Raw genomic sequence first — 15513 nt, forward strand, 5'->3', positions numbered from 1 at the left:
TCTTACCAGCGCAATGGCATCAAGCTTAAACTCTTTTGAATAGGTTTTACGTTTAGTCATTTCAATCTCCAGTTAAATCAATTATGTCTTAACTGGGTTAGTCGTATCAATTAAACCACGTCAAGGTTAATCTATACTGCTCAATAGCTTTTAGGCCATTCCGACTTAAAAACAACTGAAATCTATACCCATGTTATAGGTTCTCGTTTTAGTCATGCCACTAGACCAATAGATCGATAGATAACGCCCACAAAAAAGGACTCTTGCGAGCCCTTTTACACGTAGATTGTCACAACAGGTTTGTGAGCGGTTTAGCTATTGCGAGATCTAGCTACGCAACCCAATTCCACGCGATATTAAATAGTAAGCCAGTGTCCATAAGCTGACACAAAAACCAATCATAATAGCTATTGATAACGGTACGCTTAAGTCAGCAAAACCTAAAAATCCATAGCGGAATACGTTGATCATATATACCACAGGGTTTAAGGCTGATACGCCTTGCCAAAAAGATGGTAATAACGATAACGAGTAAAACACCCCACCTAAATAGGTTAACGGCGTGAGAATAAAGGTCGGAATAATACTGATGTCGTCAAAGCTTTTAGCAAATACCGCATTAATTAACCCGCCGAGTGAAAATAACACTGAGGTTAAAAACATGGTTAACACCACCAAGCCAACATGATGTAACGAGATATCAACAAACATCATCGCCACTGTGGTAACAATTAAACCAACACTTAACCCACGGGCGACGCCGCCGCCGACATAACCGGCTATCATCACGTAATGTGGCACTGGGGCAACCATGATTTCTTCAATGTTACGTTGAAACTTGGCGCTGTAAAACGATGAGGCCACATTAGAGTATGAACTAGTTATCACCGACATCATGATTAAACCTGGGGCGATAAACTCCATGTAGGTAACGCCGCCCATTTCACCAATGCGACTGCCGACTAAATTACCAAAAATTAAAAAATATAAAGTCATGGTTATGGCTGGCGGCACCAATGTTTGGATCCAAATACGGGTGAAGCGATTAATTTCTTTGGTTAAAATACTTTTAAAAGCCACAAAATACAGACTGTTCATTATTTTGACTCCTTGGCTTTTTCGACCAGTTCTACAAATAATTCTTCTAAGCGGTTAGCTTTGTTGCGCATTGACAACACTTCGATATTGGCGGCGGTTAACTGGGTAAATAATTCATTAATGTTGTTCGATTTGGCCACATCCACTTCTAATGTGTGAGCGTCAGTTAAACGGCAATTCATGTTGCTCAATTGTGGTGCTACGTCGAGATCGTGTCGTAAATCGAAAATAAAGGTTTCAACATCTAGCTTGCTCAACAATGCCTTCATGGTGGTGCATTCCACCAGCAAACCGGTATCGATAATACCAATGGTGCGGCACAACATTTCGGCTTCTTCAAGGTAGTGAGTGGTTAAAATAATAGTCACGCCTTGTTTGTTGATTTGTTTTAAAAATTCCCACATTGAACGACGCAGCTCAATGTCTACGCCAGCTGTTGGCTCATCTAAAATCAATAATTTAGGTTCGTGCATTAACGCGCGGGCAATCATTAAACGGCGTTTCATACCGCCAGACAGTTCGCGGGCTTGGGCGTTACGCTTTTGCCATAAATCAAGTTGGGTGAGATATTTTTCAGCGCGCTCTAATGCAACCGCTTTTGGCACGCCATAATAACCCGCTTGGTTAACGACTATTTGTTGCACGGTTTCGAACTGATTAAAGTTAAATTCTTGCGGCACTAACCCGATACATAACTTGGCATGTTCGAGCTGCTTATCAATATCAAAACCAAATACCGACACTGCTCCTGCGGTTTTCTGTACCAACGAGCTGATAATGCCGATAGTGGTAGATTTACCCGCACCATTGGGGCCAAGCAGGGCAAAAAAGTCACCTTGCTTTACCGTTAAACTGATCGACTTTACGGCTTCTACGCCACCTTTATAGGTTTTTTTAAGGTTTTCGATCACCAATGCATTGTTGGTGTTGCTCATTGTCATACCTCTAATCCATGAATTGCGAATCAAACATTTTCTAATACGTGCTTCTAAAGACGTAATGTAAATGAAAAAGACGCAGAAATATTTAGACACTTAAAACAAAACTCCCGCCTATAGCGGGAGTCTACCAATAAAAAGCTCCACTTAATCTAATGGCACTACTTTAGCGATGTAAGGCAAGTTGCGATACTGCTCTGCGTAGTCGATACCGTAACCTACAATAAACTCGTCTGGGATGGTAATACCAATAAAGTCGACATAAACGTCTACTTCACGGCGTTCAGGTTTATCTAATAACGTACAAAGCGCTAGGCTTTTTGGCTCACGCAGTAATAACATCTCGCGCACTTTGTTTAAGGTGTTACCTGAGTCGATTAAGTCTTCAACGATTAATACGTCACGACCGGCGATGTCAGACTGTACATCTTTAAGCACTTTCACATCACGCGAGCTGTTCATGGTATTACCGTAGCTCGATACTGACATAAAATCGATTTCAACATGGCCTTTAATACGGCGACACAAATCGGCCATAAACACTACTGAACCTTTTAAAAGGCCAACCATTAATAAGCGTTCACTGTCGGCGTAATGGGCATTAATACGTTCAGCTAACTGGTCTAGGGTTTTATTGATTTCTTGTTCAGAAATCATCATTTCAATGGTGTGCTTCATAAATCTCTCAATTGTCGATGTCGTGTGACTGAGTATGTCCATATCCCCAGCGACTCGTTAAGTCGTGTTCAATTCCCAAATGATCAAGTATTCGGGAAACCATGAAGTTTACCAGATCTTCTACTGATTTGGGATTATGATAAAAGCCTGGTGCCGCTGGCATGATAGTCGCGCCATTACGGGTTAGGCTTAACATATGCTCTAAGTGTATGGCACTAAAAGGAGTTTCCCGCGGAACAAGAATCAATTGCCCTCTTTCTTTTAATACTACGTCTGCTGCTCTTTCGAGCAAATGATTACTCATACCCGTGGCAACAGCAGCCAATGTGCCTGTTGAGCATGGACAAATGACCATTTGTTTAGGCGCAGCGCTGCCAGATGCTGGCGGCGAAAACCATTCATCTTTGCCTAATACCACTAATTCACCTTTTAACGGTTCATCAACGTTATGCAGTTGTTCGAGTAATTGTGCTTTCGCTTTGTCTGGGTTCGCGCTTAATTGCAAACCGTGTTCCGTTGCTAACACCACCCGTGCGGCACTGGATATCATTAAAAATACTTGGTAATCGGCAGCCAGCAAACATTCAAGCAATTTAATGCCATAAGGCGCGCCAGATGCGCCCGTCCAGGCTAGGCTAATTGCTTTGGCTTTTTTGGCATAGGCCATGTTGTATCCTCTATCGGTTAAAGCCGTTAGGCTAAAGCCTTAATCATTTTTTGGTGAATACCATTAAAACCACCATTACTCATGATAACTACTGTATCACCTTGCTTTGCGGTAGCGGCAACTGCGCTAATAATATCTTCAATGTTGTTAAACACAGTCACAGGGATTGGCGCATTAGCCATACTGGCTTTGATGTCCCAGTCAATATTGTCTGCTTGGTATAAGTAGCCCACATCGGCTAATACCATCGAGTTGGCAAGAGTATCTTTATGTACTCCGCTCTTCATGGTGTTTGAGCGGGGCTCTAACACCACTATAATGTTGCCATTAGGATTGTCGCTGGAAGCTACTTTAGCTCTTAAGCCTTGTAAAGTAGTGGCAATAGCGGTGGGATGATGAGCAAAATCGTCATACACAGACACGCCATTTACGGTCGCTAATAGTTCTAAACGGCGCTTTGGTGGGCTAAATTGTGCCAACGCCTCAATAGCATGACTTGGCGCTACGCCCACATGACGAGCAGCCGCTATTGCCATTATGGCGTTTTCAATATTATGTTGACCTATTAATGCCCAGTTTACTATCCCTTGCGACTCGCCCTTAAACAGTACTTCAAACTCATGACCATCGTCTGCAATAGTACGCGACTGCCAAGCATTGGGTTCACCTTGGTTCGCTGAAACATTAACAGAATGCTCGGCTAAACCAGTGGTTAAGCTTGTGGCTTTAGAATAGATTTCTTGCTCGCTCCAACAGCCCATATCAATCACTTGTTGCACGGCTTCAACTTCGCGAGGCCAAATCACCTTGCCCTCGCCCGGCACAGTACGAATAACGTGATTAAACTGGCGTTGGATCGCCGCTAAGTCGGCAAAAATATCGGCATGATCAAACTCAAGATTATTGATCACTAAGGTGCGAGGATGGTAATGAACAAATTTAGAACGTTTATCAAAAAAGGCACTGTCGTATTCGTCGGCTTCTACTACAAAAAATACTGAGTTACCTAAACGAGCTGACACGCCAAAATTTTGCGGCACACCGCCAATTAAAAAACCTGGCTCGTAACCACAGTATTCTAAAACCCACGCTAGCATGCTGGAAGTAGAAGTTTTACCGTGTGTACCCGCTACAGCCAATACCCAACGGTCTTGCAAAATATGTTCAGATAAAAACTGCGGCCCAGATGTATATTTTATGCCGCGATTTAGTACCGCTTCTACACACGGGTTACCACGACTCATGGCGTTACCAATAACCACTAAGTCTGGTTGATTGTCGCCTTCTTTACCTAATTGAGCTGGATCAAAACCTTGGATTAACTCGATACCTTGTTGCTCAAGCTGGGTGCTCATCGGTGGATAAACGTTGGCATCACTGCCGGTCACCTTATGGCCCATTGCGCGGGCAAGTAGGGCTAAACCGCCCATAAAAGTGCCACAAATACCTAAAATGTGTACGTGCATACTTAACTCTAATTGATCCGTAATATGGCGGTTATTCTAATCTATTGTGCAACAGAATGTCAGTTAACAATGATTGAAATTAATCTAGGGTCTGTTGCTAATACAAAATAAAAAACAGTCCCATACTGAGTACGGTTGTGAGCAAGGTATTGCGGGTAACATAAGCCAGCACTGTGGCCACCAGCGCACAAGTTAAATAAGGATTATGCACACTAATAGCTAGCTGGCCTTCTGGTACAAATACAATAGGGGCTAATATGGCAGTTAATACCGCAGGTGCTGAATAGCTTAAAAACGTTAAGGTGTTTTTACTTAAGCGAATAGGCAATTTAGGTTCTAGCAATAAATGTCGGCTGACAAATACCACTGCCGCCATTGATAAAATAATCAACCAGGTCATACGTTTTTATCCTTATGCGCGGCTACCGAACGCGAAGTATCTGAATGCGCTGTAACCGAATGAGCGTGTTCTGAACTAGCACTGTCTGAATGATCATTCTTTGAATTAGAGGCGGCTGATACCTTACTGTCCTCATTGGTAAATTTAGCGTAGCCCATGCCTGCTGCCATACCCGATATTGCCGCAATTAACAGCCCTGCTTGGATCGCGAACACTGCGCACACCACTGCTAACGTAAGCGACACTAAAACGCAGACTAATATTGACGGCTTTTTTACTGTCGGTACTACTAAGGCGATAAATGTGGCGGCGATGGCAAAGTCGAGCCCAAGTTCGCCTAAATTATCGATAGACTGCCCTGCGACAATGCCGAGTAAGGTGGCAATATTCCAGCCGATATAAAAAGTTAGCCCACCACCCAAAGCGTACCAGCGATCAAACTGGTGTTGGATTGGTTTATCGCCATGGTGAGCTTGATTAGCAATAGCAAAGAGTTCATCTGTGAGTAAAAAACCCAGCCCTAAACGCCATTTTAGCGGCAACGGGCTAATATGAGTACGCATGGCCATGGCATACAATAAATGCCTTGAAGTAATTAGTAAGGTAGTTATCAGAATACTGCCGATACCAATACCAGCTTTTATCATGCCGAGCGCAACTAACTGGGCGCTGCCAGCAAAGATAATGGCCGACATCGCTTGGCTTTCAACGGCTGTAAGGCCAACTTCAAGGGCGAACGAGCCTGCTAAAATCCCCCAAGGGATGACTGCTATTGTTAGCGGCATAACGGCAAGCCCGCCCGCTAAAAATGATTTGGTTTTAGTGGTAGTCACACTGATAGATTCGGTTGCGCTCACATCATCTCCTTATTCTGCACTGTCATCTCCTTATGCTGCACTGATAACGCTAACGCGCTAAGTGACAAGAAGATTAGCTTAACGTGAATAAATGAATAAAGCCCCTGAAAATTGATCATTATGGAGAAATTTCAAGCGATGTTGTTGGTCGAGCACTTTAATCCATTAACGAAAAATGCTATTAACACCCAGTGCTAAAACGAAAAATGCCGCTCACGTTAAGTGAGCGGCATTACGCTAAAGCGTCTTTTTAATCTCTATTTATCAGTCATTTTACAACTGAAGCAATGTAGATATTACTTGGTTTCTACTGCTGCAGGCGTTTTCTCTACTGAAATTAATTCAACTTCAAAAACCAATGTTGAGTTAGCTGGAATAGTACCAGTATCACGTTCGCCATAAGCTAATTCTGATGGGATAACAAACTTATACTTAGCGCCTACAGGCATTAACTGTACGCCTTCAGTCCAACCAGGAATAACACGGTTAAGTGGAAACTTAGCGGTTTCACCACGTGCGTATGAACTGTCAAATTCAGTGCCATCAGTTAACGTGCCACGGTAATGAACTTCAACGGTATCTTCTGCGGCAGGCTTGTCACCACTACCAGCTTCTAATACTTCATACTGTAAACCAGACTCAGTCGTGGTTACGCCTTCTTTGGCTTTATTGTCTTCTAAGAATTTTTTGCCATCTGCAATTGATTTAGCAGCTAAAGTTTCAGCTTGCTCTAAACGCTTATCGTTTAGTTTTTTATCTAGGTTTTGTAATACAGTCTGCATTTCTTCTTCAGTTAACTGCATTTCTTCGCCTAAGCCATCGCTAAAGCCTTTAATCACCATAGCGCGGTCAACAGCAAAGCCTAATTCTTCTTGCTCTTTAATGTGGCCAGACATGTACTTACCAATTGAACCACCAACACTATATGCTTCTTTTTGAACGTCAGTTGTTAATTCAACTTTCTTTTGAGCAACGTCTTGTTCTTGATTACACGCAGTAAGGCCAACAACGGCTAATGCAACTAACGATAATTTGTAAATAGATTTCATTAAAGCTTCCTCAGCATCCTATAGTGGTTACAATAACCTTAATACATTCAATCAATGAGATGTTTAAGTGGTCATGTTCTTTCGCCACTTTATACTAGTTAAAACGGTTATACCATTGGGTAAACCTTATATGACAAGGTTTAGGACAATAATTCAAGGAGCAAGTTCATGATACGCGTTCCAATGCTGTTTTTTTGGCCAACTTTAGTCTTAGTAAGCCTATTATCTGCATGCCAACCAACAGCAACTAAAGTTCAGGTCATCACTACCGATGCCAGTTACAGTGCAAGTCTGTCAAATGATGCAACCATTGCCTTGGTTAGCACGGCTCATAATGGCGTACAGGTATGGGATCTTACTGACTCAACGTTGTCTTACCAATGGCTCCAAGGCCAACAACAAAATACCAGTAACGTCATTGATACCGCGATATCAGCTAATAATCTGTATGCCGCAACCATTAGCAGCCACTCACTTGCGATATGGCGATTAACCGATGGTTCATCTGTTGGATGGTGGTCTTTGCCTTCTTATGCGCAAAGTGTCGCAATTGCTAATACAGGGCAAACCCTCGTTGGCTTAGTCGATGGATCTGTGATGTCATTGTCACCTGAAAAATCACGCTTAATTCAGTTTTTAGGCCATCATGAAAAAGTGAATAGTGTGTCCATTAGTGCCGATGGCAACACCGCATTGAGCGGCGGTAATGATGGTAAAGTATTACTTTGGCAAGCCCAAACCGGTCAACCATTACAACAATGGCAGCTAGCGTCCCGCATCACAAAAGTGGCGATTAACGATTCAGCGACTCTCAGTTTTGCAAGCGATATCACCGGAAATGCCACCCTGTGGCAGTCGGATACAGGTAATCCAATAAGTCATCTCGATATTAATCGACGCCAAATGAATTTTTCAAGTGCTCGCTTTGTGGATAATGACCAGCAATTGCTCACAGGTACCCCATCAAGAGAAATATTTTTATGGCAAATAGACACCGGTAAACGACTTTCTCGCTGGGAAGTTCAATTGAGTAAAAACACCCAAAACAAAGGCGCTGTAGTATACTCTGCCGCAATGATAGCGCCTGGCTCAATCGTCAGTATTAGCAGCCAAGGTTTAGTTGAATATTGGCAGTAATAACTCAGTAATAAATTAAGTAATAAGAGGTCAACATGGAAAGCGTTTTACAAAAGATTGATGATCTTGAAATGAAACTATCATTTCAAGATATCTCCATTGAAGAGTTAAACCAAGAAGTGATCAAACTCAATGCATTAGTTGCCAGACAGCAACAGCAAATGCTATTAATGGTCAATAAACTGCATTCTATTGAGCCAAGTAACATGGCGTCTTCTGCCGAAGAGACTCCGCCACCCCATTACTAAAGCCTTGCGACTATAAAACATATTTTAGGATATTTTGGCTGTCATCATATTCAGCTGATATTCAGCAAATATGATATAGACTGTCATTTAAACCAAGTGAATAGTCAGTACGATAGCATGAGACTATGCAAGCAATAACCTTGCTTGCCCATAACGATTTACACCATAAATTAGATTATTCTAGGTCGTCATCTAACGTAAATAACTAAGGACAGCCGTCACCTATGCAGCCAAAGCCACTACTCAGCATTGCTACTACAGGCGAACAGATACTGACTCAAATTGCTGAGCCAGTGACAGTGTTTGACGACGCATTACATACCTTAGCCGATAACATGCTCAGCACTATGCTAAATGCAAATGGCGTCGGTATTGCGGCAACGCAAGTGTTCAGCAACGTAGCAATGTTTATCATGGCGTCAAATCCAAACGAACGTTATCCCGATGCGCCATCAATGCCTCCAACGGTAGTCATAAACCCACAGATTCTATCGGCATCTGCCGCAACAGAAGCTGATGTAGAAGGTTGCTTATCCATTCCAGGTCAGCGGTTATCTATTGCACGACACAGCGAAATAGAAGTTCAGTATCAATCGCTTGATGGTCAGTTACATCAACAAACATTAACGGGATTTGTTGCGCGTATTTTTCAACATGAATATGACCACCTGCAGGGTATTACTTTACTTGAACGGGTCAACATCATGACACCTCAGATACTGGTGCCACAATGTTAAGAACATTCTGTATTGGGTTGACTATCAGTCTTGGCCTATCTGGTTGTGCCTTTAATAGTGTGTTTGTTAACTATCCATCGCAAATAGCGCCATACAAGCAACAACTCAATAGCGATTCACCAACAGCAAAAATCACTGATTTGGCCGACAATATTAGCGGCAATGATGGCTTACTTTACGCCCAAGAATCTGGGCGTATTATGCAGATTGCGGGTGACTTTACTGGCAGTAAAACCTATTACCAGCTAGCCATTGACGATTACCAGATTTTCGATGATAAAGCCATCGTGAGTGCGAGTAAGTTAGGCGCTGGGGCAAGCAGTATTTTACTCAACGATAATGCCATTCCTTACCGAGGCCCAGGTTATGAGCGCATTATGTTGCATCAATATCAGGCGTTTAATTATTTATTTAGTGGTGATGCTCAAGGGGCATTAGTAGAAGTTCGCCGAAGTAATGAACTGCAAAGCATGGAACAAGCACGCTATCAGAAATCACAAAAGTCAGTGCAAGACATGGCCAATGGCACCATTGACGCGCAAGTAGCCCAATTAAGCAAAGAAGCCGGCAATGTCACCAGTTCATTTCTAAACGCTTACAGCTATTACACTACTGGTTTGTTGCACGAACTCGCCAGCGAGCCTAATGATGCGTTTATTGATTACCGAAAAGCAGCACAAATTACCCCAGACAATGTGTATTTACAGCAAGATTTAGTCCGTTTAGCTAAACAACTGGGGATGCCTCAATACGACGAGTTTAAACGTCGTTGGGGAGAGGCGGTAATGCCTACACCCGATCAAGGCCAAGTTGTATTTATTATTGAACGTGATTTTGTACCAGAAAAACAGAGTATTACGGTACCTTTTCCACTTAACGGTAATATTCAATCAGCGTCATTAGCGACCTATCAGCCACAACGTCTGTTAATGAATAACAGCCAAATCCAAGGATTAGGCACGCCACTAACAGCACAAACCATTGCTAACATTGACGCGCTAGCAATTAATGCATTAAAAGAAGATTTACCTGCTGCGCTGTTTAGACAAGCAGCAAGAATTTATGCTAAATACCAAATGAATCGCAGTGTACAAAGCAGCAGCCAACGAGCCAACAATCAAGTAGATGCTGCTGCGATGGTAATGCAAATATTTAATGTTATCACCGAGCAAGCCGACCGTAGAAGTTGGTTAACCCTGCCTCGCCAGGCTCAAATTGCTCGACAATTTATCGATGCCGGCAGCTATAATGTTCGCTTAAATAGCAGCCAAAATGTAAATATTGACGTAAAACCAAACCGTACAACATTAATTTGGGCAATAGAGACTGGAAATCGTACCCGTTTTTATTCGATAATCATCTGATAGATGATAATTGCTTATCAACTGTCACTCATCACCAATGGAATTTACTATGAAAAATTTGAAACTGATATTTGTATTAGCTGCAGTAATGGGGCTGAGCGCCTGTCAATCTAAAGTAGAGTATGGTGACGCGACTGAAGTCGAAACCGTTAACGAAAACTTCGGTTCAACTGATCTGCAAGTCATCGCCGCAAAAATGGTCGACAGCATGATGGCATTCCCACCAGTAGTGGTAATGACACAGAGCAACCGCCCGATTGTATTTGTGGATAAAATTAAAAATAAAACTTCTGAGCATATTGATACCGAATCAGTGACCGACACCATCAGCAATAAGCTATTACGCTCTGGTAAGTTCCGTTTTATTGATATGACTAAGGTTGATACTGTACGTAAACAACTTGATTATCAAAACAATGCTGGCATGGTAGACCCATCTACGGCAATTAAATTTGGCCGTCAAATTGGTGCGCAATATATGCTTTATGGCAACTTATCAAGCATCGTTAAACAAGATGGCAGCACCAAAGATGTTTACTACAAAATGACCATGCGGTTAATGGATCTTGAAACGGGCCTAATTGAATGGTCAGATGAAAAAGAAATCCGTAAAATGAAATCAAAGTCTTTTTTAGGCTTATAAATCACTACTCATAGCACTAAAGCCGACATTGTTGTCGGCTTTTTCATACATCTAATAAAAAGTTAGGAACACTAACGTGAAATTGTTATCCACTGAATTGTTTAGTCCTCGGGTCATCAAAACCAGTCTCATTGCATTATGTTGTGCTAGCGTTGTCAGCTGTAGCAGCTCACTTTCAACAGCATCCTTACAACGGGATGGCTCTGCCTATATCAGCCAGGTGCAAGCACAAGCAAGATCCAGCGTAGTATCAAATGCACAATATGAACTGACTTTCTTTTTAAGTGAGCACAGTCAATTTAGTGCAAAGTCAATTGTCCACTTTGACTTAAACAACGTGCCAAAATCACTCACCCTCGACCTTAACAAAGCCAATATTAAGCAATTTATTGTTAACGGAACCAAGGTATATCCTAATTACAATGGCGCTTATATTGTGTTAAATCAAAGTCTATTGGTTGATGGTCACAACACTGTAGAAGTTGAATTTACTAGAGAACACAGCACCAATGGCGAAGGCTTACATCGTTTTGTCGACCCAGTAGACAGTAAAGTTTATTTGTATTCACATTTTGAACCAGCAGCCGCTCAACAAATGTTTGCAGTATTTGATCAACCGGATCTTAAAGCAAGTTATCAAATTAATGTCCATGCACCCAAAGATTGGCAAGTAATCAGCGCCATGCGTGAAACCAATGTGGTTGACCAAGGCGATACTAATTTATGGACCTTCCCTGCTACACCCAAATTAAGCCCATATAACTTCTCTATGCATGCTGGTCCATATCATGTTTGGGAAGATAACTCAGGCCGTTATCCGATGCGTTTATTTTCGCGTCAGTCTGTTGCCAACCAAGTCACCCCTCAAGATTGGTTTACCTATACCAAACAAGGTTTAGACTTTTTTGATCGCTACTTTGGCATTGCTTATCCGTTTAAAAAATACGACCAAGTATTGGTGCCAGACTTTTTATACGGCGCCATGGAAAACGCAGGAGCAATCACTTTTTCTGAAGACCGTTTCTTATTTAATGCCAAGATGACGGCCGAACAAAAAGAACGTTTAGCTGGCGTTATCATGCACGAAATGGCGCACCAATGGTTTGGCGACTTAGTCACCATGAAGTGGTGGAATGGCTTATGGTTAAATGAAAGCTTTGCCTCATTTATGGGCACCCTTGCTACGAGTGAAGCCACTGAATTTAGTCATGCATGGCGCACCTTTTATGCCTCTGGTAAACAAGCTGCATATCATCAAGACAGCTTAGTCACGACTCATCCAATTGAAGTGCCTGTGGCCACCAGCCAAAATGCCTTTGATAATATCGACGCCATTACTTATCAAAAAGGCGCATCGACTATCAAACAATTGCGTCATTTACTCGGCGAAGAAACCTTCCGCCGTGGAGTGAGCCAATATTTACAACAATACAGTTATCAAAATGCTGAGCTTAATGACTTTATCGACAGTCTAGCCAAAGCCAGTGGCCGTGATTTGTCTTTATGGACCAAAGAATGGTTGTACGCAGCGGGGGTGAATACCATCAAAGCTCAGTACACATGTCAGCGAGGTCAAATTGACTCATTTGGTTTAGTGCAAACATCTGATGATGAAGAACATCCAACACTACGTGAGCAACGAGTACAACTAGGGTTGTTCAATAAAACTCGATATGGACTAGAAAAACAACAAGTGATTGCAGTGACATACAAAGGCGCTTATACCGGGGTTGATGAGCTAATTGGCGAGGTTTGTCCTGATTTAGTTTATCCAAACTATGATGACTGGGGATTTGTGAAAGTAGCACTAGACTCTAGCTCATTTAACACCGCCAAACAGTCTCTAGGCCAAGTTACCGATCCGCTATTACGCTCTATGTTGTGGCAAAGCATGTGGGACAGCGTCATTGATGGTAATACATCATTGGATCAGTTTTTAAATATCGCGTTAATTAATGCGCCACTTGAAAAAGACTACACTATTTTAGGTCAAGTACTTGGTAATCTGCAGCGTGCTAAGAACTATCTCGATTTAATGGCGCCAGCTAATGCCGCTTACAACAGTAAGTTATCTAAGGCGCTTAGCCAAATGAGCCTGCGGATGAGCATGGAAAGCTACCGTAATAGTGATTTCCAACGCCGCTGGTTCGATGCTTATATTAGTTTATCTAGCCATGGTGATGCGTTAAAACATATCCAATCGTTACTACAAAGCAAGAGCCATATTAAAGGGTTAAGCATAGATCAAGACTTACGCTGGGCGATGATCCGCCAGTTAAACCGTTATGATTACGGTGATGCTCAGGCGCTACTTGCCAAGGAAAAGCATCTTGATCAATCTGACTCTGGTGAAAAAGCCGCGATTGCAGCCGAGGTTATCCGTCCGCAGTCATCGCTTAAACGCCAGTGGTTAAATACCATTGAAAACAATGAAAGCATGGCGTTCTCGAAAATTCGTGTCGCAATGTACAATATCTATCCAGCTGAACAAAAGCTATTAAGTGCGGCAACCGCAGAGCAACGCTTTGCCAACCTAGCGTTAATGGACGATAAAGGTCCGGTGTTTATGCGCAGTTTTGCGGCGCAATTAATTCCAACCGATTGTAGTGCAGCAAATATAGATGCTATTAGTCAGGTTTTAGATACACAAACAGGTTTATCAAAACTGGCAAGACGTGCGCTACTTGAAACTCGCCAACAAGAACAACGCTGCGTGAAGATCAAACAAACATTACAGTAAGCTTATCCAAAACAATGGTAAATCAATTGAGTTAAACCAAAAAAGCGCTGATATTTATCAGCGCTTTTTATTAGCATTTATAGAATGGGCTCATCGCACTGCGCGTTAGTAGCCATCAAGTTCAATAGCTCATGAATAAGCATCACCATTACCACTCACTAAGTGCGCACGCAAAAGCTCATCATCACTGGAGCATGGTCGGTACTGTCGCTGTCGCGTTCATAGTCAGGCCGAACTAGATGACGATCAAATGTTTTATAATCAATGATATGAGCGAGGTTTTGCTGCTGAGTCGGATTAAACTCACTTGAGACTAATATATAATCGAGCACCGAACCACTGTTGCCATAGTAATGTGTCGGCTGTCTCGCTGGATGCGGTTGCTCATCCACTAATGCGCTTGACTCAAATTCATCTTGGGCCAATGTTGCATTACATTTGGTCGCGTCGATAAACAACTCATAGCTGTCAAACAAACTGCTTTGCTGTAACTCAGCCATCAATGAGGTTTCACCCAGCTTAGCCAGCCCAGGGTCTTCAATATCACTGCGATACACGCGTAATTGATTATTAAATGCCGCTAACAGTTCGCTGCCCATGGTGTCATTAAAATCCCCCATCAGCATAAAAGGCTGCTGAGTTTGTTGTCGTCTCATCAGCATTTGATGGCACAGCAATGCTGATTCACTGCCGCGCTGTAAACTGGATGCCCAACGTCCTAAGACTTGCCGTGCAACAAAATCAGCACCGCCATGTAAGCCACTTTCACTGATATCGTCACGACTCACGCCACTGCGTTTAGACTTAAGATGAATGACATAGCAATCGCATGGACCAAACACCGGTAACTGTATGGTTGCTCTTAACGGCTTACGACTAAAACTAAATGACTCAGCTAGACCTAACTGGTTGATCCATTGCGGATCGGGGCTAACATTAGCCGAATCAATAATAGGATACTTCGATGCTATCGCGACCACTGGGCTACGATACACATAGTCACTGACGACCTCTGGTAAATCTAGCGCCACAAAATATTTATAACCTAAAGACTCAGTCAACCTAGCTAATGCATCAGGGCTAAACACTTCTTGGAAAGCAATAATGTCAGGTTGGTTGTGGCTAATAAACTCACTTAACCATGCACATTTTTTTTGCCATTGCTTATCACTGTAGATGTTTTCAAAATCGTAGTAAGCGTAAGGTGGTTCGATAAAATTAAATAAATTAATACTGACAACACTGAATGTAAGTTCAGATGATGAAGCGGTTGATACATCATTTAGGTCCAAAATATTTTGCTCTCTGTAAAACTTATATTAAGGGTACTAACAACATTGTTATTTGTCGAATTTAACTCCCCTCAACCTGGAATAATGCAACATAAACAAAATAACCTAAAAAAACTGAACCTACATTCACAAATACGCGTAATGCATCATAGTTAGACGTTAAGTGATATCTGATTGACTATCCCCGATATAGCTGATC

Annotated in this window: 15 protein-coding genes; 6 read left to right on the forward strand and 9 right to left on the reverse strand. The window is 42.3% G+C overall.

Annotated elements, in window-relative coordinates; all coding sequences use genetic code 11:
* Positions 1–327 precede the first annotated feature (327 nt).
* The 8 genes from H5181_RS17455 to fkpA all read right to left on the reverse strand — a co-directional run bounded on the left by H5181_RS17455 (position 328) and on the right by fkpA (position 7153).
* On the reverse strand, positions 328–1098 hold the full coding sequence (locus H5181_RS17455; RefSeq protein ID WP_011638670.1) for an ABC transporter permease: 771 nt from the start codon (positions 1096–1098) through the stop codon (positions 328–330).
* Positions 1098–2033 carry an ABC transporter ATP-binding protein gene (locus H5181_RS17460; RefSeq protein WP_182751625.1) on the reverse strand — a complete coding sequence of 312 codons (936 nt, stop codon included), beginning with the start codon at positions 2031–2033 and terminating at the stop codon, positions 1098–1100. Before H5181_RS17460 ends, H5181_RS17455 begins: the two co-directional genes overlap by 1 nt.
* Before the next feature lie 150 nt (positions 2034–2183).
* Positions 2184–2714 carry a hypoxanthine phosphoribosyltransferase gene (gene hpt / locus H5181_RS17465; RefSeq protein ID WP_011638672.1) on the reverse strand — a complete coding sequence of 177 codons (531 nt, stop codon included), beginning with the start codon at positions 2712–2714 and terminating at the stop codon, positions 2184–2186.
* A gap of 7 nt (positions 2715–2721) precedes the next feature.
* On the reverse strand, positions 2722–3381 hold the full coding sequence (locus H5181_RS17470) for a flavin prenyltransferase UbiX (RefSeq protein WP_011638673.1): 660 nt from the start codon (positions 3379–3381) through the stop codon (positions 2722–2724).
* 26 nt (positions 3382–3407) lie between these two features.
* Positions 3408–4847: a UDP-N-acetylmuramate:L-alanyl-gamma-D-glutamyl-meso-diaminopimelate ligase gene (gene mpl, locus H5181_RS17475; RefSeq protein ID WP_182751626.1), complete on the reverse strand. Its 1440-nt coding sequence runs from the start codon at positions 4845–4847 to the stop codon at positions 3408–3410.
* 97 nt (positions 4848–4944) lie between these two features.
* On the reverse strand, positions 4945–5247 hold the full coding sequence (locus H5181_RS17480; RefSeq protein WP_059746143.1) for an AzlD domain-containing protein: 303 nt from the start codon (positions 5245–5247) through the stop codon (positions 4945–4947).
* A complete protein-coding gene (locus H5181_RS17485; RefSeq protein ID WP_011638676.1) occupies positions 5244–6104 on the reverse strand; it encodes an AzlC family ABC transporter permease in 861 nt (286 codons plus the stop codon). Before H5181_RS17485 ends, H5181_RS17480 begins: the two co-directional genes overlap by 4 nt.
* A 296-nt stretch (positions 6105–6400) precedes the next feature.
* A complete protein-coding gene (fkpA, locus tag H5181_RS17490; RefSeq protein ID WP_011638677.1) occupies positions 6401–7153 on the reverse strand; it encodes an FKBP-type peptidyl-prolyl cis-trans isomerase in 753 nt (250 codons plus the stop codon).
* A 168-nt stretch (positions 7154–7321) separates the two neighbouring features.
* On the opposite strand from fkpA, the gene H5181_RS17495 reads away from it, so the two are divergent.
* From H5181_RS17495 to pepN, 6 genes are all read left to right on the forward strand, one after another.
* Positions 7322–8290 carry a WD40 repeat domain-containing protein gene (locus H5181_RS17495; protein ID WP_011638678.1) on the forward strand — a complete coding sequence of 323 codons (969 nt, stop codon included), beginning with the start codon at positions 7322–7324 and terminating at the stop codon, positions 8288–8290.
* A 35-nt stretch (positions 8291–8325) separates the two neighbouring features.
* Positions 8326–8538, forward strand: a complete 213-nt coding sequence (locus tag H5181_RS17500) for a SlyX family protein (protein ID WP_011638679.1) — start codon at positions 8326–8328, stop codon at positions 8536–8538.
* A gap of 224 nt (positions 8539–8762) precedes the next feature.
* Positions 8763–9275: a peptide deformylase gene (gene def / locus H5181_RS17505; RefSeq protein ID WP_123776539.1), complete on the forward strand. Its 513-nt coding sequence runs from the start codon at positions 8763–8765 to the stop codon at positions 9273–9275.
* Positions 9269–10639 carry a COG3014 family protein gene (locus H5181_RS17510; RefSeq protein WP_182751627.1) on the forward strand — a complete coding sequence of 457 codons (1371 nt, stop codon included), beginning with the start codon at positions 9269–9271 and terminating at the stop codon, positions 10637–10639. Before def ends, H5181_RS17510 begins: the two co-directional genes overlap by 7 nt.
* A gap of 49 nt (positions 10640–10688) precedes the next feature.
* On the forward strand, positions 10689–11282 hold the full coding sequence (gene lpoB, locus H5181_RS17515) for a penicillin-binding protein activator LpoB (protein WP_174839654.1): 594 nt from the start codon (positions 10689–10691) through the stop codon (positions 11280–11282).
* A 76-nt stretch (positions 11283–11358) separates the two neighbouring features.
* A complete protein-coding gene (pepN, locus tag H5181_RS17520) occupies positions 11359–14022 on the forward strand; it encodes an aminopeptidase N (RefSeq protein ID WP_182751628.1) in 2664 nt (887 codons plus the stop codon).
* A gap of 158 nt (positions 14023–14180) precedes the next feature.
* Here pepN and H5181_RS17525 read toward each other — a convergent pair whose 3' ends face one another.
* A complete protein-coding gene (locus H5181_RS17525; protein WP_182751629.1) occupies positions 14181–15314 on the reverse strand; it encodes an endonuclease/exonuclease/phosphatase family protein in 1134 nt (377 codons plus the stop codon).
* Positions 15315–15513 lie beyond the last annotated feature (199 nt).

The organism is Shewanella sp. SG44-2 (genome assembly GCF_014164215.1).
GTDB lineage: Bacteria > Pseudomonadota > Gammaproteobacteria > Enterobacterales > Shewanellaceae > Shewanella > Shewanella frigidimarina.

Bases quoted from the DNA above. Each gene is read 5' to 3' on its own strand.
- def (WP_123776539.1), top strand. From the start codon at position 8,763: ATGCAGCCAAAGCCACTACTCAGCATTGCTACTACAGGCGAACAGATA.
- H5181_RS17460 (WP_182751625.1), bottom strand. From the start codon at position 2,033: ATGAGCAACACCAACAATGCATTGGTGATCGAAAACCTTAAAAAAACC.
- H5181_RS17495 (WP_011638678.1), top strand. From the start codon at position 7,322: ATGATACGCGTTCCAATGCTGTTTTTTTGGCCAACTTTAGTCTTAGTA.
- H5181_RS17500 (WP_011638679.1), top strand. From the start codon at position 8,326: ATGGAAAGCGTTTTACAAAAGATTGATGATCTTGAAATGAAACTATCA.
- H5181_RS17510 (WP_182751627.1), top strand. From the start codon at position 9,269: ATGTTAAGAACATTCTGTATTGGGTTGACTATCAGTCTTGGCCTATCT.
- lpoB (WP_174839654.1), top strand. From the start codon at position 10,689: ATGAAAAATTTGAAACTGATATTTGTATTAGCTGCAGTAATGGGGCTG.
- H5181_RS17455 (WP_011638670.1), bottom strand. From the start codon at position 1,098: ATGAACAGTCTGTATTTTGTGGCTTTTAAAAGTATTTTAACCAAAGAA.
- mpl (WP_182751626.1), bottom strand. From the start codon at position 4,847: ATGCACGTACACATTTTAGGTATTTGTGGCACTTTTATGGGCGGTTTA.
- H5181_RS17480 (WP_059746143.1), bottom strand. From the start codon at position 5,247: ATGACCTGGTTGATTATTTTATCAATGGCGGCAGTGGTATTTGTCAGC.
- fkpA (WP_011638677.1), bottom strand. From the start codon at position 7,153: ATGAAATCTATTTACAAATTATCGTTAGTTGCATTAGCCGTTGTTGGC.
- hpt (WP_011638672.1), bottom strand. From the start codon at position 2,714: ATGAAGCACACCATTGAAATGATGATTTCTGAACAAGAAATCAATAAA.
- H5181_RS17470 (WP_011638673.1), bottom strand. From the start codon at position 3,381: ATGGCCTATGCCAAAAAAGCCAAAGCAATTAGCCTAGCCTGGACGGGC.